At 62.6% G+C, this 21,877-nt stretch carries 18 protein-coding genes; 9 read left to right on the plus strand and 9 right to left on the minus strand.

The window, feature by feature from the left end; genetic code table 11:
• The first annotated feature begins 48 nt into the window (after positions 1-48).
• Both QEG70_RS08755 and QEG70_RS08760 read left to right on the plus strand, forming a co-directional pair.
• Positions 49-1,317, plus strand: a complete 1,269-nt coding sequence (locus QEG70_RS08755) for an acyl-CoA dehydrogenase family protein (protein ID WP_308720335.1) — start codon at positions 49-51, stop codon at positions 1,315-1,317.
• Positions 1,318-1,437: 120 nt separating this feature from the next.
• Positions 1,438-2,439 carry an asparaginase gene (locus QEG70_RS08760; protein WP_308720336.1) on the plus strand — a complete coding sequence of 334 codons (1,002 nt, stop codon included), beginning with the start codon at positions 1,438-1,440 and terminating at the stop codon, positions 2,437-2,439.
• Between the two features lie 175 nt (positions 2,440-2,614).
• On the opposite strand, the gene QEG70_RS08765 is transcribed toward QEG70_RS08760, so the two are convergent.
• Together QEG70_RS08765 and QEG70_RS08770 are read right to left on the minus strand one after the other, a co-directional pair.
• On the minus strand, positions 2,615-4,489 hold the full coding sequence (locus QEG70_RS08765; RefSeq protein ID WP_308720337.1) for a CocE/NonD family hydrolase: 1,875 nt from the start codon (positions 4,487-4,489) through the stop codon (positions 2,615-2,617).
• A gap of 73 nt (positions 4,490-4,562) precedes the next feature.
• Positions 4,563-6,716, minus strand: a complete 2,154-nt coding sequence (locus QEG70_RS08770; RefSeq protein ID WP_308720338.1) for a TonB-dependent receptor — start codon at positions 6,714-6,716, stop codon at positions 4,563-4,565.
• 543 nt (positions 6,717-7,259) lie between these two features.
• On the opposite strand from QEG70_RS08770, the gene QEG70_RS08775 reads away from it, so the two are divergent.
• A complete protein-coding gene (locus tag QEG70_RS08775; RefSeq protein ID WP_308720339.1) occupies positions 7,260-8,174 on the plus strand; it encodes a LysR family transcriptional regulator in 915 nt (304 codons plus the stop codon).
• 52 nt (positions 8,175-8,226) lie between these two features.
• On the opposite strand, the gene QEG70_RS08780 is transcribed toward QEG70_RS08775, so the two are convergent.
• The 3 genes from QEG70_RS08780 to QEG70_RS08790 form a co-directional block, all read right to left on the minus strand.
• The gene (locus tag QEG70_RS08780; protein ID WP_308720340.1) at positions 8,227-9,120 is read right to left on the minus strand and encodes a LysR family transcriptional regulator; all 894 of its coding nucleotides are present in this window, start codon (positions 9,118-9,120) and stop codon (positions 8,227-8,229) included.
• A gap of 293 nt (positions 9,121-9,413) precedes the next feature.
• The gene (locus QEG70_RS08785) at positions 9,414-10,556 is read right to left on the minus strand and encodes a hypothetical protein (RefSeq protein WP_308720575.1); all 1,143 of its coding nucleotides are present in this window, start codon (positions 10,554-10,556) and stop codon (positions 9,414-9,416) included.
• 188 nt (positions 10,557-10,744) lie between these two features.
• Positions 10,745-12,199 (minus strand): amino acid permease, encoded by a 1,455-nt coding sequence (locus QEG70_RS08790; protein ID WP_308720341.1) that lies wholly within the window; start codon positions 12,197-12,199, stop codon positions 10,745-10,747.
• 374 nt (positions 12,200-12,573) lie between these two features.
• On the opposite strand from QEG70_RS08790, the gene QEG70_RS08795 reads away from it, so the two are divergent.
• Complete coding sequence (locus QEG70_RS08795; protein WP_308720342.1) at positions 12,574-13,470, plus strand: hypothetical protein; 897 nt, start codon at positions 12,574-12,576, stop codon at positions 13,468-13,470.
• Positions 13,471-13,491: 21 nt separating this feature from the next.
• Here the strand turns inward: QEG70_RS08795 and QEG70_RS08800 are convergent, their stop codons facing one another.
• On the minus strand, positions 13,492-14,748 hold the full coding sequence (locus tag QEG70_RS08800; protein ID WP_308720343.1) for a restriction endonuclease: 1,257 nt from the start codon (positions 14,746-14,748) through the stop codon (positions 13,492-13,494).
• Positions 14,749-15,025: 277 nt separating this feature from the next.
• Between QEG70_RS08800 and QEG70_RS08805 the strand changes: the two genes are divergently transcribed.
• Positions 15,026-15,682: a histidine phosphatase family protein gene (locus QEG70_RS08805; RefSeq protein ID WP_308720344.1), complete on the plus strand. Its 657-nt coding sequence runs from the start codon at positions 15,026-15,028 to the stop codon at positions 15,680-15,682.
• Here the strand turns inward: QEG70_RS08805 and cobS are convergent.
• Entirely contained in the window at positions 15,579-16,331 is a 753-nt protein-coding gene (cobS, locus tag QEG70_RS08810) for an adenosylcobinamide-GDP ribazoletransferase (protein WP_308720345.1), read from the minus strand. The genes QEG70_RS08805 and cobS overlap by 104 nt on opposite strands.
• Positions 16,328-17,353, minus strand: a complete 1,026-nt coding sequence (gene cobT / locus QEG70_RS08815) for a nicotinate-nucleotide--dimethylbenzimidazole phosphoribosyltransferase (RefSeq protein WP_308720346.1) — start codon at positions 17,351-17,353, stop codon at positions 16,328-16,330. Before cobT ends, cobS begins: the two co-directional genes overlap by 4 nt.
• Between cobT and cobU the strand changes: the two genes are divergently transcribed.
• Genes cobU through QEG70_RS08830 form a run of 3 tightly spaced genes read left to right on the plus strand, consistent with a single transcriptional unit; the run spans position 17,352 to position 20,019 of the window.
• Complete coding sequence (cobU, locus tag QEG70_RS08820) at positions 17,352-17,945, plus strand: bifunctional adenosylcobinamide kinase/adenosylcobinamide-phosphate guanylyltransferase (RefSeq protein WP_374762576.1); 594 nt, start codon at positions 17,352-17,354, stop codon at positions 17,943-17,945. The two genes, cobT and cobU, sit on opposite strands and share 2 nt — an antisense overlap.
• Positions 17,942-18,550: a cob(I)yrinic acid a,c-diamide adenosyltransferase gene (gene cobO, locus QEG70_RS08825; protein ID WP_308720348.1), complete on the plus strand. Its 609-nt coding sequence runs from the start codon at positions 17,942-17,944 to the stop codon at positions 18,548-18,550. The genes cobU and cobO overlap by 4 nt, the downstream gene beginning before the upstream one ends.
• Before the next feature lie 2 nt (positions 18,551-18,552).
• A complete protein-coding gene (locus QEG70_RS08830) occupies positions 18,553-20,019 on the plus strand; it encodes a cobyric acid synthase (protein ID WP_308720349.1) in 1,467 nt (488 codons plus the stop codon).
• Positions 20,020-20,046: 27 nt separating this feature from the next.
• Here the strand turns inward: QEG70_RS08830 and cbiB are convergent, their stop codons facing one another.
• Positions 20,047-21,120 carry an adenosylcobinamide-phosphate synthase CbiB gene (cbiB, locus tag QEG70_RS08835; protein ID WP_308720350.1) on the minus strand — a complete coding sequence of 358 codons (1,074 nt, stop codon included), beginning with the start codon at positions 21,118-21,120 and terminating at the stop codon, positions 20,047-20,049.
• Between the two features lie 238 nt (positions 21,121-21,358).
• Here cbiB and QEG70_RS08840 point away from each other — a divergent pair, with 238 nt between their 5' ends.
• Positions 21,359-21,739, plus strand: coding sequence for a hypothetical protein (locus tag QEG70_RS08840; RefSeq protein WP_308720351.1), 381 nt, complete (start codon positions 21,359-21,361; stop codon positions 21,737-21,739).
• The last annotated feature ends 138 nt before the right edge of the window (positions 21,740-21,877 follow it).

The following is a 21,877-nucleotide window of genomic DNA, read 5'->3' on the forward strand; positions in this document are numbered from 1 at the left end:
AAAGAGGGGGATGGTTGATGCCCCGTGCCATCCTTCCTATCGTGCCGCATGAGCATTTCATCGGCACAGGCCGCGTGCCTGCCCCCGCTGTTAGGTGACCTGTTTCCCGCCCGCCCTGTGCAGGGTGAAGCGGGTGCCGTGCTGCTGCGGGCGCAGGCGGTGATTGACACGGTCATCGCCCCCACGGCAGCGCAGCGTGACCGCGAAGGCGGTTACCCCCATCAGGCCATGGCGGCGCTCAAGGCCACCGGTGTGCTGGCCCTTGCCGTGCCACGCGCCTGGGGTGGGCTTGGGGTGGCACAGGCGCTCTCGCTCGAATTTATGCTGCGCCTTGCGGTGGCGGACCCCGCCATTGCCCAGATCTACAAGGTGCATGACGATCTGGTGCGCGAGATCTTTGTCTACGCGCCTGCCGCGCTCAGGCCCGTGCTGGCGCGGCGCATCGTACATGAGCATGCCATTCTCGGCATGGCCGTGGCCGAGAACGGGCGCAGGGCGGACAGCTTCATGCAGACACTGGCCCGGGCGGGTCATGCTGGCACGCATATCGTATCGGGCCGCAAGATCTATGCCACGGGGGCCTCGGGTGCGGACCTTGTTGCGGTCTCCTCCTTCGATCCCATGCGGGCGCAGCAGGCGGGGGGGAGCGTGCGCGCGGGCGTGCGCATGGACCTCGTGCCGCGCGGGGCGGCGGGGTTGCGCTTTCACCATGACTGGAACCGCATGGGCCAGCGCGCGACCGATTCCGGCACCGTGACGCTGGAGAATGTCGTGGTCGATGATTTCTGGAACGCTCTGGCCCCCGATACCGCCCTGCCGCAGCATGTCGCCCTGCGTTTTCAGGCCGGTTTCAGCGCCATCCTGACCGGTATCGGCATCGGCGCGTTGCGGGCGGTCTGTGCCTTTGTGCCCGATCATGCCCGCCCATGGGGCGCGGCAGGCGTGGACAGCGCGGATCAGGACCCCTATGTGCGCCGCCTGCTAGGCGAGATCGGGGCCGACCTGTTCGGTGCCTGGTGCAGCGTGGCGCAGGCGGGCCGCCTGCTTGACGAGCACGAGCAGGGCGAAGTGCCCCGCGCCACGGTGGCCATGGCCGCGAGTGCTGCGCGTTCGGTCGCCACGCGCGCGGCGCTGCGTGCGGGCAGTGAGGCACCGGCGGCGGCAGGCGCGCGGGGCACGGATGCCACACAGGGGCTGGACCGTTACTGGCGCGATGCCCGCACCCTGTCGCTACATGACCCCGTGGATTGGAAAAATGCTGAAATCGGGCGCAACCTGCTAACGGGCTGGGTGCCGGAGCCGGGGCCATATCAGTAAAAACCAACAGAAGTATTTAAAAAAAGCCAGTACCCCGCAACTTTTACGGACGGATTTGACAGGCAGCCCGCCTGCGTGATTGATCGCGCCGAACAGGCCTGAACCAGAAGGTGGAACGGAATGCAGCGACCCGTCATAGCCATTATATCAACCGGCGGCACCATTGCCCGCCAGGCGATGGACCCGCGTGATACGGTCGATTATGCCGAGATCGGCACAAGCCTTGGCGGGGCTGACCTGCTTGCGGCCCTGCCCGAGGCCGTGCGGGCGCGTTTCGTGGTGCGGGGCATTCCCTTTTCCAGTTGCGACAGCGTGGAGATGACCCTGGAGCGGTGGTTTGAACTGGCCAGCGTCATCAGCCACACGGCTGCAAGCCAGCCCGATCTGAGCGGCGTGGTCGTTACCCACGGCACGTCCTCGCTGGAGGAGGGCGCCTGTTTTCTCGATCTTGTGCTCGATGTGCCCTGTCCGGTTGTGGTGGTGGGCGCGCAGCGTCCGGCCAGCGCCATCAGCGCTGATGGTCCGGCCAACCTGTATGCCGCCCTGCTGGTGGCATCGGCCCCGCAGGCCGCCGGTCGCGGCGTGCTGGTGGTGGCCAATAACGAGATCCACGCCGCCCAGGAAGTGACCAAGGCATCCACCTATCAGCTTGAAACCTTCCGCTCGCCCGATTTTGGTCCACTCGGCATGATCGAGGCCAACCGGGTGTTCTTTGGGCGCGCAAGCGGCTACCGCCGGCATGTGGGCTGGCCACCCGCTTATGGCGCGGGCGGCGAAATCCCGCGCGTTGACATAACCTACAGCCATGCAGGCGCCGATGGCATAGGCATACGCGCCTTTGTGCAGGCGGGTGCGCGTGGCCTCATCGCGGCGGGCATGCTGCCCGGCATGTGCACGCCCGCAGAGAACGCCGCCCTTGATGAAGCCGTGGCGGCGGGTGTTGTGGTGGTGCAGGCCAGCAGCGGATATTGCGGCGGCGTGGTGCGGCGCCACGAACTGTGTCAGCGCGGCCTGCTTGCCGCGGGCCACATGCGCCCCCGGCAGGCGCGCATCCTGCTCGCGCTCGCACTCATGACGGGTGCGGATACCGATGCCATTCAGGCCCTGTTCGACCGGCCCTGAGTGCGGGGCAGGACAAGGCAGGGCTGCGGTTTAAGCCGTTTTTCATGCGTGCAAAAAAATGCCGCCTTTTGAAAAAGGCGGCATTTATCATGAAGCATATCGGATCTGTCATGCTGGAAACAGGCTGCATGATGTTGGGTCAAGAACACCACGCAGCCTGATCATGCAGCTTGTCTTAGTGCTGGGGCGGGGTATCGTCGCCCGTGGTTACAGGAATAATCGGCAGGATGAGCGAGGAGGGATGCTTGCTGTCATGCCAGATGGTCTGCGTTGCGACTTCCATGCGGTCGGATGCGCCGAATTTTTCGCCCGTATTGGGGTTGGGCGCAAATTGCGGGTAGTCGCTCGATGAAATTTCCAGCCGGATGCGATGCCCTTTGAGGAACAGGTTGCTGGTGGGCCATACCTTGATGCGATACTCGTAAACCTGTCCCGGCGTGATCAGTTCCGGGGTGGACAGGGAATTGCGGAAACGCGCAACCTGAATGCCGTTGTTGAGGTTGATTGCAGTGCCATCGGGCGCCACATCAACCAGCTTGGCGGTAAAATCCGTATCCTTGGCGGTGGAAGAGGCAAACAGGTCCACGGTAATCGGTCCGGTCACATTCATCGGCGTATCCAGAGCCTTGCTGGTATAGACCAGAATGTCAGGCCGCCGCTCGATGGAAGACTGGTCGAACTGCCCCTGCGGGCCTGCCGTCCAGGCACAGCAGGAATGACCGCCTACGCTTGGAACCGGGTTGTGGGGGTCATAAACGAAAGTATCCGTCTGGGTCTTGGCCTGCTTGTCGCCTTTTTCCTGCGACAGCGCGCCATCGCCCATGGAGGAAGATGCGCTGTGCGCGCTTCCCAGGTACCATTTCTGGTATTGCGTGCCGGCAACAGGCCATGACGTGGCGCTGTGCCAGCGGTTTTCGCCCATGGTGAAGTAATCGACATGCGGGCCGGTCTGCACGCCGTTATCCACCCCCTTGAGGAAATGGTCGAACCACTGGATCATGAGTTCGTTGACAGGGCTGTTGGCGACAGGGCCAATGGCCTTCAGGCGCGGGCTGACCACGGCCGCAGGCCGCCCCCAGCCGATATGTTCCCATGGCCCGATGATGATGCGCTGGTTTTCACGCGCAAGCGGCGTGCCGCCCTCCTTCTGCATGCCATTGAAGTTTTCCAGCGCGCCATCAAGGAAGGAATCATACCAGCCATCAAATGCCAGTACCGGCACGTTCACCTTGCCGTAGCGCGAGCGGATGTCGAACGCCTTCCAGTAATCATCGGATGTGGAGTGATTGACCGCATCATAGAAATAGGGCGCGACATTCTTGCCATTGACCGTAAAGGGCGTGAACGTGGAATAGGGTAGCTGCTGCATGAGCATCGCGGGGTTCTTGCCCTGCAGGTACAACTGTTGCGACAGTTTCTTGTCGCCCTGGTTTTCGGCGGCGGATGAGGCGATATCCTCCATCATCCACGGTTCGATGAAGGCAAGGCGGAAGGCGCCGTCCTCATAGGTCCAGCCATTGCCGTAGTCCGACCCGGTGTTGGAGGGCACGATGGCGGCCAGCGAGGGCGGCGTTGCCGTGGCGGCCAGCCACTGTGTGGCGCCGACATAGGATGAACCATACATGCCAACCTTGCCGCTCGAGCCGGGCAGGCGGGCGGCCCATTCCACGGCGTCATAGCCATCGTCACGGTCATTGCGGTATTCATAGAACGTACCCCCGGACTTGCCCTGGCCGCGGATATCCTGAATGGCGACGATATAGCAATGCGACGCAAACCATTCCGGTGACTGGAAGCGCGAGGGCTGGACCTGCGCCGCCGACTTGCCGTACTGGGTGCGCATGAGGATGACCGGAACCTTCTCCTTCGTATCGGGCGTATAGACATCAGCGCGAAGCACCACCCCATCGCGCATGGTGGCGGGAACATCGGTCTTCTTGGTGACGCGGCAGCTTCCGCGTCCTTCATCGCTCGGCCATGCCGCCGCGCGGGCGCTCCCCACCGACAGGGCGACAAAACCGCAACTGAGTAAAAGAAGATAACGGCGCATGAATGCTCTTCCAGATAAGGTTATCAAAAAACACGATGGGCGGGTACTTGCGTTGAGCCAGGCCTTCTCCTGCTCAGAACCCTGTGGAGAGGGAAGCCGTGACAGCAACGCCACCAGACACGTAGTAAACCGGCGCATGGCCCGCGACCGTGCCATAGCCTTTTGACGTGGCCGTGGCGCTCTGGATGCCGGACAGATAGTTCTTGGCCCCGAGGTTCATGACATTGAGCTGGAACTGCGGGCGCTTGGCAAATCCGACATCATGCAGGCGGTAACCCAGCGTCATGTTGGCCTGTTCGTAGCCCGGAATTTTCTCGTCATTCATGAAGGTCGAATACTGCGAGCCGACATAATTGAACGAGAAGTTGCCGAAGTAACGCCCGTTGTCATAGGCCAGGCCCACGGCGGCGACGAGTTCGGGGCTCATGACCGCGACCTTGCCCTTGGTGGGCAGGACCACGTTGCGGCCTGCTGCATCCTGCGCCACGTAGTTGTTATCCATGGTGGCGTGCAGGTACTGGGCCGAGGCGTAGGGACTGAAATGATGCCACGGGCGCAGCCCGATCTCGATCTGTGCACCACGGGAGGTCTTGCCACCGTTCTGCACAGGCTCGGGCACGTTCATGCTGCCGATGGTAACGTAGGTCTGCACCTGGTTGTTGGTGATGTTGTAGTTGAACAGCGAGAGCGAAACGTTCACCAGGCCGTAATGGCGGTAGCCCAGTTCCTCACCGATCGAATATTCACCGGCCATATTCTTGAAGTTGGAGGCGGCTGCTCCGGAGGATGGCGTCCAGAGCTGGCCATAGGCCTCGACCGAGGCCGGGGCACGATAGGCGGTTGTGCCATCGATGAAGATCTGGTCATGCTTGGTCATCATGTAGCTGGCGGAGAACTGGGGCAGGGGCTGCGAGTAAGAGCCACCAGCATCGCGGATCGCACCAGGGGTGTTGTTGACCATGGTGCGGTTGATCATGATGTATTTGAGGCCGGCGTTGATCGTGAGCCGGTCATTGAGCAGCTTGACGGTATCCGAGATATAGAGGCTGTTCATCTGGTGCTGGAAGTGCTGGTCCAGCGACATGAAGCGGGTGCCGTCACTCAGGGTAACGGGGTATTTTCCCTCCACGTTGCGCATGCCGCCATTGGCGGCAACGCCCGTGTACCAGATCTGCTCCAGCAGGTCGATGTAGTTGTAGGAGTAACCAAACTGCAGCGTATTGATGCCCTTTTTCCAGGTCAGGCCGGTATTGAGAAAGAAGCTCTGCTGCGGAACGGGATTGATCTGCTCCGCCATGGTGGTGGCGCCGTTGTTATAGGAAGCGCCAAGACCCTGCAGATTGTTTACGGCCTGCGTCCCGTAATAGTTGGTACCGGTGGAAAGGGTGTGCGCGCCCAGGTAGAATTCATCGAATTTGGAATAGGCTGGCGTGAAATTGAAGCTCAGCCCCTTGGCGAATTTCGTCTTGAACGGCAGCATCATCATCATGGAGCGCCGTTCGTAATTGTTCAGGCCCGTCCAGTTCTGGTCGCCAACGGTATAATCCTTGTTATAGTTGTAGTTGATGCCGTACTGCTTCCACGCCGCCAGGGTCATGGGGCGGTAGTTGCTCTGCTGCCAGTTGTCATATGAAAAGATGAAGGCGAGGCTGGTCTCGGGCGTCCAGTCCTTACGGATTTCGGCATCCACGTGGTATTTGCGGAACTGGCCCGAACCACGCCATTCGTTGTTGCTCGTGGAGGAGAAGGAAGCAAACGCTTTGATGCCCGTATGCGCGATATCGCCTGAATCGAGGCGGATGAATTCACGTTCGAGGGATTTGGAACCAAAGCTGAAGTCAGCGCGCCCGCCCATCTTGTCCGCCGCGTGGCGCAGCGAGATCTTCATCAGGCCGCCGACATCGTTATAGACAGGCGCTGAAATGTCAGGCGCGCCCTGATCGATCGTAACACTGGAGATATTGTCCGAATCAACAACCGACTGCGTGTAGGGCGTGTAGTTGATGGAATCCGCAAGCGGCATACCTTCGTAAAGGAACCCGATTTCCGTCTGGTTCAGGCCGCGCATGGAGATGGAGGTGGTGGACTGGCCTAACGGGTCGTTACCCGATGAGACCACGCCCGGCAGGTTGGTGACCAGCGCAATGGGGTTGGCGGTGGGTGACTGCTTGGCAATGAAGTCACGAGTAATGGTGCTCTGGCTTTTCGCCACGGTCTGTCGCGCCATGAGGCCGCCGCCTGGCGTGGTATTGGTCACGCCATTGGAAGAAGGCGTGCCCTTGCTGACATGAATGATTTCAGGCTTTGGGGCAGGGGGCGGCGTATCGGCGGCGGGCGCCTTCGCGGCAGTGGCCGCCGGCGTGGCGGAAGAAGACGGTGCATGGGCTTTATGCTGCGTAACGCTCTGGGCGCGTGCGTGCTGGCTATTGCACAGACCATAAAACGCCGTGGAAGACAGAATTAAAATCCGTAAGCACGCTTTCTGCCTTATTATATATTTCGCGCTGTTTATGGTCCTATGCGGTATTCTGAACATCATCGCCTCCGTCCGTTTGCGTCCATTCAGAAAAAACGTATCAATTTCAATATTCAGGATGGATTACCGTGGGCAGGGCGCGCTTATGCTCCCTTTCCTTAATACAATCATCGACCCGAGCGTGATTATAATCATTTCGTTACGAATTCATTCCAGAGAAAAATTGTTTGATAAATTCAACTTCACATTGAATCATATTCCGGTAGAGAAACGGTTTCAGAGAGAAATTCTGGCATGACGGCGATCCGGCATATTGCCCTGAGGCATTTCAGGTTACTGATCGCGCTGGTTGAAACCGGCAGCCGCGAGGGGGCGAGCCAGCGGCTCTGCCTGTCAGCCTCTGCCGTATCCAAGTCCCTGCGTGAGCTTGAGGGGCTTGCGGGCGAGAGCCTGCTGGCCAGCCATGATGGCAGGCTTGTCCCCACGGCCAAGGGTGCCCTGCTGCTGGCAACCGCGCGCCGGATAGAAGATGAACTCGCGGCGCTGGAAATAGATTTCACCCGCACGCACAGGGTTTTGGCCGATACGGTATCCATCGGGTATGCAACGGCCGCCCTGCGCCCGTTCCTGCAACGCCTGATGCTTGATATCAAAAAACATTATCCAAACGTTACGATATCGGCCTACAGGGGCCGCAGGGAGACATTGCTCCAGCACCTTGGCGCCCATCTGATTGATATATTCGTGGGCTATCTTGGCTGCCTGCCGCCCAGCACGGCGTTGGAACGCCTGGAAATCTATCATGACCACATGGTGATATTCGCCCACCCGCAAGACCCCATCACCACCGAGCAGATGTATGACTGGGATTATCTGGGCACGCGCCCATGGCTGCTACCAAGCCCCGGTCTGGCCAATTCCGTATATTTTCATAACTACCTGTCTGAAATCGGGCAGGCCATTCCGCTTGATGTCATTGAAACCGATGGCCTGTTCTTCGAGCGCGGCGAGATTGACCCCGGCCGCCTGATGCTGACCACCGATGGCGCGGCCCGGGCCTTCGGCATGGACCAGCGTTTCCGGCGCCTTTCCATTCCGCTTCCGGGTTTTCATGCCGCGACCGGCCTGGCCTGGCATACCTCCACGCGCCCCGCCACCCAGGCGGTGATAGACCATGCCGTCCATCTGCTGCACCATAACGGCCTGTAAGGGCTGGGGCATATCCAGTCTGAATGGACACATTCGAACGGGTGGAATTGCTCTAGGCCATGATCTCGCGCACGGTTTCCATGATGTATTCTATGCCCGGTCGCCTGTGCTCTCCCTTGGCCCAGACCAGGCCGGAACTGCCCTGCATCTTGGCAAATGCAAGGGGTAATATCCTGTAATGATCAAGGAATGAGGTTTCTTCCAGCACGTCTTCGGTCATGAAGATCAGGCGGTTCTGGTCATAGTTCTCGGGGCGGTAGGTATTGTCATCGAGTTCAAGCACGTCCACCGGCATGGTCAGGCCATGACTGCTGATGAAATTGTTGAAATGTACCCGGTTGACAAGCCCCGATGTGTGGAGCAGCCACGGGCAGCGCAGCAGGAAAGGCCAGTCCTGCTCCTGTTTGGCGGTAAGGTTGAACGTCTTGCGGGCCAGCACGATGTAGCGTGTGTCGTTAAGGGGGTGGATCGTGAATTTCTTGGTGTCCACCCCGGTCAGGCCGCCGCAGAACAGGTCGATGCTGCCGGCCTGCAGGCGGCGCAGGAGCGGGATGCGGATGTCACGCACGGCATTGATGGTCAGCAGCGGGTGCTTCTTTTTCGTATCGAGAATGATCCGGCGCAGCAGCGGCTGGAGCGATACGGTGGAATAGCCGATCGTGACACGCTCGTTCATGCCCGTGCCGATCTGGGCCAGGTCATGTTCGAGCATCTGCATTTCGTCATCCATGCGGATGGCGGTTAAGAGAATGCGCCGCGCCTGCGGCGTGGGCACGACGCGTCCGTCATGCTTGTGGTACAGGGCGCAGCCATATTTCTGTTCCATCTCCTTCAGACCCTTGGAAATGGCGGCGAAGGATACGTTCAGCCGCGCGCTCGCCGCGCGCATGGAGCCCGTTTCATACAGGGCCCGCATGATCTGGAGCTGGCGGAAGGAAAACTGCATCAGACCCTGTATGGCTCCTGACCCATGAAAAAACAGGGATGGACACGGCATGGCGCATCATGCGCGAACGCTGGCATGCACCCGCCCTGTGCCGTGCCCGAAGCAAGCCATACATGTTTCGGTAATGCAAGGTGTTGATGTGTGGCGGGCGCGGGCGGGCATGCCTGTGGCGCTGGCCATAAACCGGCTCTGGCGCGTGGCGGCTTCATCAGGCACGGGGCCATGCAGCCATGCGCTGTGATGGCGGCCCGACCGGCTTTTGCGCACCCGGTTCGGGTTGCGGGGGCGGGAGCCTAGAACACGCTGTTGAAAGCAAATTGCGGCGAGATGACCTGCCCGGTGTTATGGCCTGCGAAAATGGCCGTCACACCGGCAATGATGCCAAAGCGCGGCGACCAGTTATATTCCACCGCAGGGGCGATCACCCAGTCACCCGAGGCCTGCCCCAGCACGTCCTGGTATTTGCCCTGTGCGTTATAGCCGCGCACCCGCGAGCCATTGGCCCAGTCGCGCGCCAGATCCATGGCGATGACCCATTTCTGGTTCACGCCATATTCCAGGGAGAAGCCGCTCTCACCATACATGCCCGGATGCGCCAGCCCCCGAAACCCCGCCGTGGTGCCATAACTGCTGATATCGGCAATATGAGCCTGCGTCAGCGCGCGGCGAAAGGTGCCCCATGTGCGCAGCCGCAACTCGTGGTGGCCGGGCAGGGTGTAGGTGGACTGCTCCGTAAGCGCTACGCGGAAGGTGTAGGTGCCGGTACCCACGCCATCTTCCGCGCGGCCCAGTTTTGTATAGTCACCTGAGGGAAAGGCCACGCCCACGAACAGGCTCAGCGCGGGGATGTAGCGCTTCGGGTCGGCATCAAGGTAGCGCCACATCACATCCACCGGCAGGTCGCCCATTTTCGTGCCGCTTGTGGTGCCGCCATAGCCACCATGCCGCCAGCCGTAACTGATGGTGGGCGTCATCTGCAGGCTGATCGAATTGGTGATGGAATATTTGTAAAGCGTGAAGCTCGAGACCATGTGCGCCCGGTCTTTTATGGGGGCTGCGCGGCCCACGCTATCGAGGTTGCCCACCGGCTGGCTGTAGGCAAAATACGGCTCCCACGCAAACACGCCCTTCTTGGTCAGCGCGCCGGAGGGGGAGACGAGCGAGCCGGTGTACCACTGGGTATAATGCTCATCGACGCCCTGCGAGCCTGCCGCCGTGCCATTGCCCGTGCCTGCTGCCTGCGCGGAGGAAAAGCTGGAGAGGGCAACAAGAAATGGAATCGCAACGAATAATATTGATTCCGGTATCGGAATGTATGATGCTCTTGCAGGGGGGCGACCAGCGTCTTTTTCCCGTGCTGTCATGGCGCGGGTAGCGGATGCGGTGCCCAGCCTTGCGGCGTGGGCGCGTGTCAGGGAAATCATGGTTGAGGCCATTTCCTGCTCAGGGCGTCCCTGCATGCATGGCAGTGCATGCCGGGTCTTATTGGTTCTGGGGTCAGTGTTCGGGTGCCTGCTATACAAACTGCAGTCGCAGGGAAGGGATCAGGACATCACGACGGTGCTCCTCAGGCTGACAGACCAGTGAGACGGCGGGAGAATGGCAGTTCTCCCGCCGTTTTCCTTTATGGCGTGGTCATGCGCGGCGGCTCCTGCCCATCCTGCGGGGCGGGGGGCGCGGGGTTGAGGCACTTCCACCCGATTGCCAGCAGCACGGCCACGATCGACATGCTGGCAATGGTGTAGGTGCCGTTGGGGTAGTCAAACAGCATCAGCAAGAGCACGCCGGCCAGGTAGGCCAGTGTCAGCCACGAGGTGAAGGGCGCGCCCGGCATTTCAAAACCCGATGAGGGCATGCGCCCGCTGCGTACCGCCTGGCGCAGCTTGATCTGGCTGAGCAGGATGAACCCCCAGGTGCTGATGATGCCGATCGCCGCCATGTTCAGCACGATCTCGAACACCTGCGAGGGCACGATGTAATTGAGCACCACGCCCACCAGGTACACCGCAACCGTAAGCAGGATGCCGTTGGCGGGCACGGCGCTTGCGTTCATGCGGGCCAGCGGCGCGGGGGCGGCGCCACCGAGCGCCATGGCGCGCAGCACGCGCCCGGTGGAATACAGCCCCGAGTTGAGGCTCGACAGGGCCGCCGTCAGCACCACGATGTTCATGATCGTATCAATGCCCGGCACGCCAAGGGCTTCAAAAAACGTAACAAACGGGCTGGTGCCACCGTGATAGGCGGTCCAGGGCAGCAGGTTGACCAAAAGCACCACCGACAGCACATAGAACAGGCCGATACGCCAGATCACGCTGTTGATGCTGCGCGGCAGCACGGTGCGCACATCCGCGCACTCGCCCGCCGCGGTCCCGATCAGTTCTATGCCCGAATAGGCGAACACCACCCCCTGCACCAGCAGCAGGCTGGCAATCAGCCCGTGCGGAAAGATGCCGCCATTATCGGCAATCAGGTGCAGGCCGGTCTGGTGGCCGCCTACGGGCATGCGCACGCCCAGTATGATGCTGCCCGCCACAAGGAACAGGCACAGCGCCACGATCTTGATGAGCGAGAACCAGAACTCGATCTCGCCAAACCACTTCACGCCCACCAGATTCAGTGTCGTGACCACGCATAGCGCCATGAGGGCGAATACCCATTGCGGCATGAAGGCGAACGTGCCCCAGAAATGCATGTAAAGCGCCACTGCCGTAATATCGACAATGCCAGTCATGGCCCAGTTCATGAAGGAAAGCCAGCCGGCGACGAACGCCGCCTTCTCGCCCAGGAACTCACGCGTGTAGGACACGAAGCTGCCGCAGGTGGGGCGATACATCACCAGTTCGCCCAGTGCGCGCATGATCAGGAACGAGAACATGCCGCACACCAGATAGACCAGCGCCAGCGATGGCCCCGCCGCCTGCAGCCGCGAGCCCGCGCCAAGGAACAGCCCCGTGCCGATCGCGCCGCCTATGGCGATCATCTGGATCTGGCGGCTGCCCAGCCCCTTGTGATAGCCCTCGTCATCTTCCGCTGGCAAAATGGGGGTGCTGTCTTCCTGCACGTGGTCCGGTATGCTCATGCTGTCGTCTCCGCCGTGGTCATTGCAGATGGAAGGGTGAAGGAAGGCGCCAGCCGGTTGTCCGGCATGGCATTGTTCGGAGCAGGCCTAAACCATGTACAAAAAATATGCAGTTTTGCTGTATGGTGGGAACGGCTCGGTCCGGTTCGTACAGATCTGGCCTTTTGGGGGCAGAATCCGTGCGGTGGGGAAGAAACAGAAAGAAATATCATGCAGCATCAAATAGTTGTTCTGCCGCGAACATTGTCAGACACGTTAACGGCTGACAAGCAAAGATGCCTTGATAAAAGCGTTATGATTAAAAGATGAACATAATTTTCAAAGCGTTGGCAGTAAATGCATCATATTTAATCATAAAAAGGAGCCGTTTCCCCATGTCTGACCCGGAATCTGGCCCCGCGAGAGTCCGCGCCACTGGCCTGATCGCGGCCGTGCTTGGCATCATCATCATCCCGGTCGCGGCCCATGCCGATAACCAGCATTTTGACGGTGGCGAACTGGCACAGGATGCGCCGCAATATTTCGTGCTGCGCCCTGATGATGCGGCTACAGCCGCGCAGATGGGCGAACTGCGCCTGTCCGAGAGCAGCATCGATTTCAGCAATGGCGAGCGGCTTGACGTCATGCCCGATCCGGGCGGGCGGGCGGGGCATCTGCTCTACCGGGTGGAATACGGGCAGAATCCGGTCATGCCGACGGGGAACCTTTTGTGCGCGGCGCCACTCAACCCGCTTTATCTTGATTTTGCAGCCCAGGGCGATGATGAAGCGCATTATGACATGACGCTGTACTGCAGTTCGCGCGTGGTGCCATTCCGCGCGATTGGCCCAGGAAAAAGCGCCGCCGTTTTCCATTACACCCGCGCCACCGATACGGTCTGGGCCCACAGCCCGGCCGAGAGCGGCTACCTGCATGGGGCGGTGGCGCAGTACTGCACCCGCCATCACGCGCATGAAACGCAGGCGGCCTGTACCGCGCGCGAGGAATCAGCCTATGCTGGCATCATGGCGCGCCATGTTGCGCCGCCTGTGCTCAAGCAGTGCGCGGCCTATGTTACGGGTCGGCGCGAGCATGCGGGTTATGTCAGCTTTGCCGGGCTGCTCAACTGCGCGCGCCTGCATGACAGCAGGGCCGTGTTCGATTATTGCGCCGCCCGCATAACCGGGCAGAAGCGGGCGGATGACACAACCTTTTTTGATGCCAGCCCGGCGCAGGCCGATGGCGCGGCGCTGTGCTTCAACGCGCTCGCGGCCCGTCAGGCGCACGATTAGGCCCGGCTTGTCCGCGGGCGTTCAGGCCACATCGGGCACTTCAATGCCCGAGACGAATTTGTAGATGTCTTCATGGTGCAGCAGGAAGATGCGGTGTTTCTTGCCCAGCAGCAGGGCTTCCTGCGTGTAGGGCGCGTTGGAGACGATGGCGCCAATATCTGCGCGGCTTTCGGTCTTTTCCTTGATGCCCTGCCAGATCACGTCATCATGAACGGGCTTGCGGTCGATCCAGCAATGCACCAGCATCTTCAGCCCGTTGCGGCTGCAATGGATGACCGAACCCAGGCCGGTGGCCACGGGGGGGCGGATTTCCCATCCCGCCTTTTCAATCCATTGCGAGCAGAAGGCCGCGTATTCCGCCTGGTTCATGTCCTGGTGGTAAATGCCAGGCGTGAGCACGGTGGCGGAGGGCGCGCGCGCGGTATTGGCCGCAAGCGTGGTGAGGTGCGCGCATACCGTCTTGTGAATGGCAGGCCAGAGCGCGCTCTGCCCGTCACGCGCGAGCGCAGGCAGCAGGGTCGTGCGCGTGAAGCGCTCCACATGCGTGTTCCATGGCACACGGCTTTGGGTCAGGGTGGCGGTGTTGGCGCCATCCTCGGCCTGCTGGTACCAGCGCGCGAGCATGGGGCGATGGCGCTCGGCCAGCTTCAGGCAGGTGCCGATGGCCTTGCGCCGCCGCGCCATGAGCCAGATCGTGCGCAGCACCCGCATCATGATCCAGCCGGCACCGGTAATGAGCATCAGCGTCAGGATGAGCGAGCCGAGTTTCTGGAAGCCGCGCGTCATGAAAAACAGGTCGGTCGGCAGCGGCGTTTCGCGGTTCTGCACGATAACGGGCGGCGCGGGCGGGGGCGTGTCATCGGTGGCCTGCTGCTGCGGGCCTTCAGGGGTGGGGGTCTCGGCGGCAGGTGGCGCGGGGGGCGGCGTGACATGAACCGGCGCAGGTGCAGGTGCCCCGATGGGCGCGATGTCACCGGTCATGAAATACAGCGGCGGCAGCCCCGGCACCGGCGGCACGCGGCGCATGAGCGGCAGGCCGTTGCGGTTGGCGATCTTTTCCCACTTCATGTCAGGGGTCACGGCATGGCAGTCGCCCTGCCTGAGCAGCGTCTTGCGCCACGCGGCGGGGTGCTGGGCAACCTGGGCGGCATCGGACAGGGCACGCAGGGCGCCATCATCCCCACAGGCAAGGGTGGGATGGGGCGCGCTGAACAGGCCCGCGGCGCTGGCGCTTGCAGGCAGCCACAGGAGCAGGCAGGCACTTGCCCATATGCGCATGATGCTCTTTATCCTTCCGGTCTGGTGAACTGGCTGGCGCAGACCCTGGATATTAGCAAATCAAGATGTTTTAACGTGCAGATGCCGATATGCAGAATACGGTTGTTCTTGTAAACAGGCTTTATTTAGTCCTGTATGTTTGAATCTTGGTTTGGCGGAACACGGTGGCGCAAAAAAGTGGCATGTCCTTATCGGGTATCTGCCCCCTTGCCGCTCTTATGGCGATGTTCACGAACATCGCGGATGCTCGGTGCGACATGTTGGAAAGCAGGAGCGGATGACTGACCGTTTTGCAGTGGTTCTGGCGCGCCATCCCGCCGTAACGGGCGCGGAAGGCGTGTGTTACGGCCAACACGACGTTGCCCTGGCCGAGGGTTGGGAGCGCATGGCCGATGGCCTGCGCACTGTCATGCAGGGGGTGGGATGCCGGATTCTGTTCTCGTCTCCCGCGCGGCGGTGCCGCATGGTGGCGGAGCGGGTGGCGCAATTCATGAATCTGGACTTAAGGGTGGATTCACGTCTGCGTGAGATCAGCTTCGGGGAGTGGGAGGGCCGTCCCTGGAGCCGAATCTCGCGCGCGGCACTCGATGCGTGGGCCGCGGATGTGAGCGGGTTTGCCCCTCCCGGCGGCGAGAGTGGCACCGCGCTGCGCGCCCGCGTGCGCCATTTCTGGACCGAGATGCACCAGCGCGGGCAGTCCTGCGCCATCATCACCCATGGTGGCCCGCTGCGCCTGATGCACGGCATGGTTCACGGCACGGCGGGCAACCTGCTTGCGCCCTCGCCGCCCATGGGGTCGGTGCGGGTAATCGAGCAGGGGAGTGCCGCGTTCAGCACAGGGCCGTCAGAACTGCGCATTCCGTCACGACTGCCGTTGCACCAAGAACGTCACCGGTCTGTCCGCCAAGTTGCCAGCGTGCAAGGCAATACATAACCACGCTGGCCAGCAGGGCCACGGCGCAGGCGGTGAGCGCCCTTGGCGCGGGCAGCACTATCGCGGCCATTGCCACGGCAAGGCCCAGGCAGGCCACACGTGCCGCGCGCGGCAGGTGGTCCATGGTGCTTGCCAGCCCATCACGCCGGGCGGGTGGCAGCCGCCACAGCACGCCCGCCATGGCGGCACGGGCGAGCGCCCCCGCAACCGGCAGGGCCAGCAGCGCGGCTGGCCCCTTCATGGCGGCGAGGGCGGTGATCCGCACCAGCAGGGCCACGACCAGCGCCATCACGCCATAACTGCCCACGCGGCTGTCGCGCATGATCTCGAGCTTGCGTGCCCGGTCGCGGCCACCCCCACAGCCATCGGCCATGTCGGCCAGTCCATCTTCATGCAGCCCGCCACATAGCAGCAGCAGCCCGGCCACGCACCAGCCCGCGGCGGGCAGGGGAGCAAGGCCAAGCCGCAGTCCCGCCCCGTAGGCCAGGGCCACAAGCGCGTTGACGCCCGCGCCAATGAGGGGCCAGCACCATATTGAGCGCGTCATGCTGTAGGGCAGCCCGTCATGTGCCAGCCAGCCCGTGGGCAGGCGGGTCAGCAGCCCCAGCCCGCACACAAGGTCGGCGCGCAGTCGGGCTGTAATGCTCATTCCCGCCCGCTCACCTGCGCCTGCGCGAAGGTGGCCATGCCGCACAGGCAGGCCACCGCCGCGCGCACCAGCCCTACGGCCAGCCCCGTGCCCGAGCCTTCGCCCAGCCTCAGCCCCAGATCGAGCAGCGGCGTCAGCCCCAGTTCCGCTGCAAGGTGGGCATGGCCGCCCTCAGCTGAGCAGTGGGCCAGTCGCGTATGGGCCAGCCCGTCCGGCGCCATCACGCCCAGCGGGGCGACCGCTGCCGTGCAGATGAAGCCATCAACCAGCACGGGAATATTCCTGTGCCGCGCGGCCAGCACCGCCCCGAATATGGCCGCGAGTTCGTGGCCGCCCACATGGCGCAGGATCTCGAGCGGGTCGCCTGCCCCGGCGTGATGGGCCAAAGCGCGGTCGATCACCGCCGCCTTGTGGCGCACGCCCGCATCATCAAGCCCGGTGCCGCGCCCGGCCCATCGCGCACCACCGCCGCCAAACAGGGCGGCGCACATGGCGGCGGCCGCAGTGGTGTTGCCAATGCCCATCTCGCCCACGCATAGCAGGTCGGTGCCGGGCTGGACCGCGCGCATGCCGGTGGCCACGGCACGCAGGAAGGTGGCTTCATCCATGGCGGGGGCATGGGTGAAATCTGCCGTGGGGCGCAGGTCTTCCACTTCCACCACGCGCAGCCTTGCTCCCGCCACGCGGGCGATCTGGTTGATGGCCGCGCCACCGGTGCGAAAGTTCTCGACCATCTGGCGCGTGACATCGCTGGGCCACGGTGTCACCCCCTGCGCGGTCACGCCGTGATTACCCGCGAAGACGATGATATCCACCCGCTCGGCCCGTGGGCGGTCGGTGCGCTGCCACTGCCCGGCCCATAATGCCAGTTCTTCCAGTCGGCCAAGGCTGCCCGGTGGCTTGGTCAACTGGCTGTCATGCGCGGCAATGGCGCTGCCAGCGGTGCTGTCGGCGGTGGGGAGATCGCGGCACAGCGCACGCAGCGCGGCCATGTCCTGCGGTATGGAAAGACGAGATGGCATGGGCAGCGTTGTGTGGTCTTATGCGCGCCGATGCAAGATGGGGGAGGATAAAATGATGGCGGATGGCACGCAGGCCATGCCAGCAGGCCAGCAGGGCTGCATTTTCGTGCTTGGTGGCGCGCGCTCGGGCAAAAGCGCGTTTGCCGAGGGGCTGTTCACGGCGTGGCCCGCGCCCTGGACCTACCTTGCCACCTGCCAGCCCCATGATGGCGAAATGGATGCCCGCATCAGCCGCCACCGCGCCCGCCGGGGTGAAAACTGGCGCACGACCGAGGAACCGCTCGACCTGCCACGCGCGCTCGACGCCGCAGGCACCTGCCCGGTGCTGGTCGATTGCCTGACCCTGTGGCTGACCAACCTCATGCTGGCCGAGCATGACATTCCCGCAGCCACGCAGGCGCTGCTGGCCGCCCTCGCACGCCGCGCGGGGCCTACGGTACTGGTCTCGAACGAGGTGGGGCAGGGCATCGTGCCCGACAATGCGCTGGCGCGGCGCTTCCGTGATGAGGCGGGGCTGCTGCATCAGGCTATTGCGCGCGGGGCCGCTCGTGTTGTCTTTGTGGTGGCAGGCCTGCCAATGGAGATGAAATGACCCTGACCCCCGAAGAAATCCGCCACCGTGACAAAATGGCAAAACGCAAGGCCGTGCAGGACCGGGAGGTGGAGAGCAGATCCATCGAGAAGGGGCTGCTGGCCGTGCATACGGGGGCGGGCAAGGGCAAGTCCACCGCAGCCTTCGGCATGGCGTTGCGCACGCTGGCCCATGGCGGGCGGATCGTGGTGATCCAGTTCATCAAGGGCGCATGGAACACCGGCGAGCGCAAGGCGTTGGAACGCTTTGGCGATCAGGTGGAATGGCATGCGCTGGGCGAGGGCTTTACCTGGAACACGCAGGACCGCGCCAAGGATATTGCCAACTGCCGTGCCGCATGGGATCAGGCCCGCGCCGCGCTGAAGCGCAGTGATGTGAGCATGGTGATCCTTGACGAGCTCAACATCGCCCTGCGCTACGACTACCTGCCCATTGACGAGGTGCTGGCCGATATCGCCGCCCGCCCGCCCATGCAGCACGTGGTGGTGACAGGCCGCAACGCCCGCCCGGCCATGATCGAGGCTGCCGACCTCGTGACCGAGATGACGCAGGTGGCCCATCACTTCAAGAAAGGCGTCAAGGCGCAGGCCGGGATCGAGTTCTGAGCATGGCGCGCGCACTCATGTTTCAGGGCACGGGGTCGAGTGTTGGCAAGTCCGTGCTGGTGGCCGGGCTGTGCCGTGCCCTGACCCGCCGGGGGCTGCGCGTGCGCCCGTTCAAGCCGCAGAACATGTCCAACAACGCCGCCGTGACCGCTGATGGCGGCGAGATCGGGCGCGCGCAGGCATTGCAGGCACGGGCGTGCGGCGTGCCGCTTTCGGTGCATATGAACCCGGTGCTGCTCAAGCCGCAGGGCATGACCGGCTCGCAGCTTGTGGTGCGCGGGCAGATGTGCGGGCAGGTGCGTGCGCGTGATTTCCAGTCCTTCAAGCGCGGGCTGATGCCCGAGGTGCTGGGCAGCTTCCACACCCTTGCCGATCAGGCCGATATCGTGCTGGTGGAAGGGGCGGGTTCTGCATCCGAAGTCAATCTGCGGGCTGATGACATCGCCAATATGGGCTTTGCCCAGGCGGCGGATATTGATGTGGTGCTGATTGGCGATATCGACCGGGGCGGCGTGATCGCGAGCCTCGTGGGCACGAAGGTGGTGGTGGCGCCCGATGACGCGCGGCGCATCAGCGGCTTTATCGTCAACCGCATGCGTGGCGACCCCACGCTGTTTGCCGCGGGTATGGACACGATTGCCCGCATGACCGGGTGGCAGGCCGTGGGCCTCGTGCCATTCCTCGACAACGTGCGCGCCCTGCCAGCCGAGGACGCGGCCGATCTTGCCGCAGGCGGGCGCCCGCGCGGGGGCGGGGTGCGTATTGTCGTGCCGTGCCTGCCCATGATCGCCAATTTTGATGATCTCGACCCGCTGGCGGCGGAAGATGGCGTTTCACTGACCATGGTGCCGCGCGGGCAGGTGCTGCCTGATTGTGACCTGATCATCCTGCCCGGTGCCAAGGCCACCATCGCCGACCTTGCCGTGCTGCGCGCGGAGGGGTGGGATATCGACATACATGCCCATGTGCGCCGTGGCGGGCATGTGCTGGGCATATGCGGTGGCTACCAGATGCTGGGCCGGAGCATTGCCGACCCCGCAGGCATTGAGGGCCCACCCGCCACGGTGGCGGGGCTGGGCCTGCTGGATGTGGCCACCGTGCTGGAGGGTGACAAGCGGCTGGAGGACGTGACCGGCGCGTTACTGCCCGAAGGCGTGGCCCTGCATGGGTATGAGATGCATATCGGCCGCACCGAAGGCCCTGATGCCGCGCGAGCGCTGGTTGATCTGGGCGGGCGGCCTGATGGCGCTGTCAGCCCCTCTGGCCGGATATGGGGCACTTATGTGCATGGCCTGCTGGCTGATGGCCGTACACGGGCGGCCCTGCTGGCGCGGCTTGGCGCGGGCTCGCACGCGCGGGACCATGATGCGACGGTGGATGCAGCCCTTGAGGCGCTGGCCGACCATCTGGAAGCGCATCTCGATATCGACGCCCTGCTGGCCATGGCACGCCCGGTGCGGCGTGGGTGAGGGAACGTTTCCGGGTGCCCCCTTTTTTCAAAAAGAGACGTTCTTTTCAAAGCTTTTTGAAAAAATCTTCATAAAAAACTTCTGTATGATGGCAGGCTGTTTATTACGAGTTCGGGCCAGTAGAAGCGTGGCGGTCAGTCCCGTCAGGGTCTGGATCAGGCATGCGCGACGATACAGCGCCAGGGCACGATACAGGTCAGCCGGGCGCAGGTCGGGCGTGCCATCGCCCACCCATGGCTCGGCCACGCGCACGCCGTTATAGGCGCGCGGGCCGGACAGGCGGATGCCCAGCGCGCCCGCCATGGCCGCTTCCGGCCAGCCTGCATTGGGTGAGCGGTGGGTGCGGGCATCGCGCCGCAGCACGCGCAGGGCACCACGCGCATCCATGCCGGGCAGGCTCAGGGCGGCAAGGATGATCCACAGGGCGGACAGGCGCGAGGCAGGCAGGTTGACCAGATCATCAAGCCGTGCCGCCGCGTAGCCAAAGGCTTCATGGCGGGGCGTGCGGTGGCCGATCATGCTGTCTGCCGTATTGACCGCCTTGTAGAACACCGCCCCCGGCAGGCCGCCTGCCGCCATCCAGAACAGGGGGGCGACGATCCCGTCGGAGAAGTTCTCGGCCAGCGTCTCGATGGCCGCGCGCAGCACGCCTGCCTCATCAAGCTGTTCGGGGTCGCGGCCCACGATGTGCGAGACCGCGCGCCGGGCGGCGGGCAGGCTGACCTGCGCCTGCTGGGCTACGGCCAGCACATGCTCATGCAGCGAGCGCTGGGCCACCAGCGAACTGGCCAGCACGCCGCTCAGCCCCACGGCCAGATTGCGTGGCAGGACGCGCCGGATGCCGTGTTCAAGCGCTGCTGCGGCCAGTGTTGGCACGGCCACGATCACGGCACTGGCTGCAAAGCCATTGGCCCGGCGGCGGGCGGGGGGGCGTTCGGGGGTGTTCAGGCGGCGGTCCAGCCCATCGATCAGGCGGCCAACCCAGATCACGGGATGCCCGATCCGGCTGACAAGCGCCTGCGGGTAGCCAACAAGGACATCGGTGACCGAGGCCACGCAGGCCATGCTGACAGGACGAAGCAGGTAACGGGAAAGGCGCATGCCCCGATGGATATTGTGCCCCCTGCACAGGGTCAAGGGCGCGGAGAACGGGCGGTGCGTGGGCGCAGGCCCATCAATAATTACGAGCGTTATGTCTCGACATGCACCAGTTTCTTCACGTCATTACGTTCGTGCGTTTTGATGCTTGCAGATACATCTCTTCATGCACTCTCTCACGCCGGTTCTATGGCGTGAGAGAGTGCTTTGACGTGACTATGAGCGCTCGCTTGGCCGATCAATGATGATCCCGGTGCTCTTCTTCATATTCATGTTGATCGTGGCGGAGTTCGTCTTCGTGCATCTCTTCCTTATGATGCATTTCCCCCTTGTGATGTTTCTCCATCTCGGCCCGTTTGTGCATGTCTTCCGCGTGGGCGGCGAGAGGCGTGAGAAGGCCGGTGGCCATTACGGCGGAAAGGGCGAGGGGAAGGAATTTCATAAATGCTGTATCCTTAATTTGCGTGTGTATGAAAAACATCATGCCCGTCCTGGTATTGAAAATGGGATGTTACAAATGATGGGCGCCCATGCATCCGTGCTCATGCGCAAGATATTCAGACGCAGTAGCATTGCCTTGGTTATCCTGCATTTTTCGTTCTTCAATTTGCCTGAAGGGTAGTTATATATCATTGAATTATATGGATTTGCAAAAGAACATAATAATATTTCAATGTAATATACTACGGTTGAAGGCAGGGCGGCTCAGTTTGTTGCAGGGACTGGAACGAGAGTGTTTTGATGCAACTCGTGATGCGAC

Source organism: Komagataeibacter xylinus (assembly GCF_031081985.1).
GTDB classification, from domain to species: Bacteria; Pseudomonadota; Alphaproteobacteria; order Acetobacterales; family Acetobacteraceae; genus Komagataeibacter; species Komagataeibacter xylinus_E.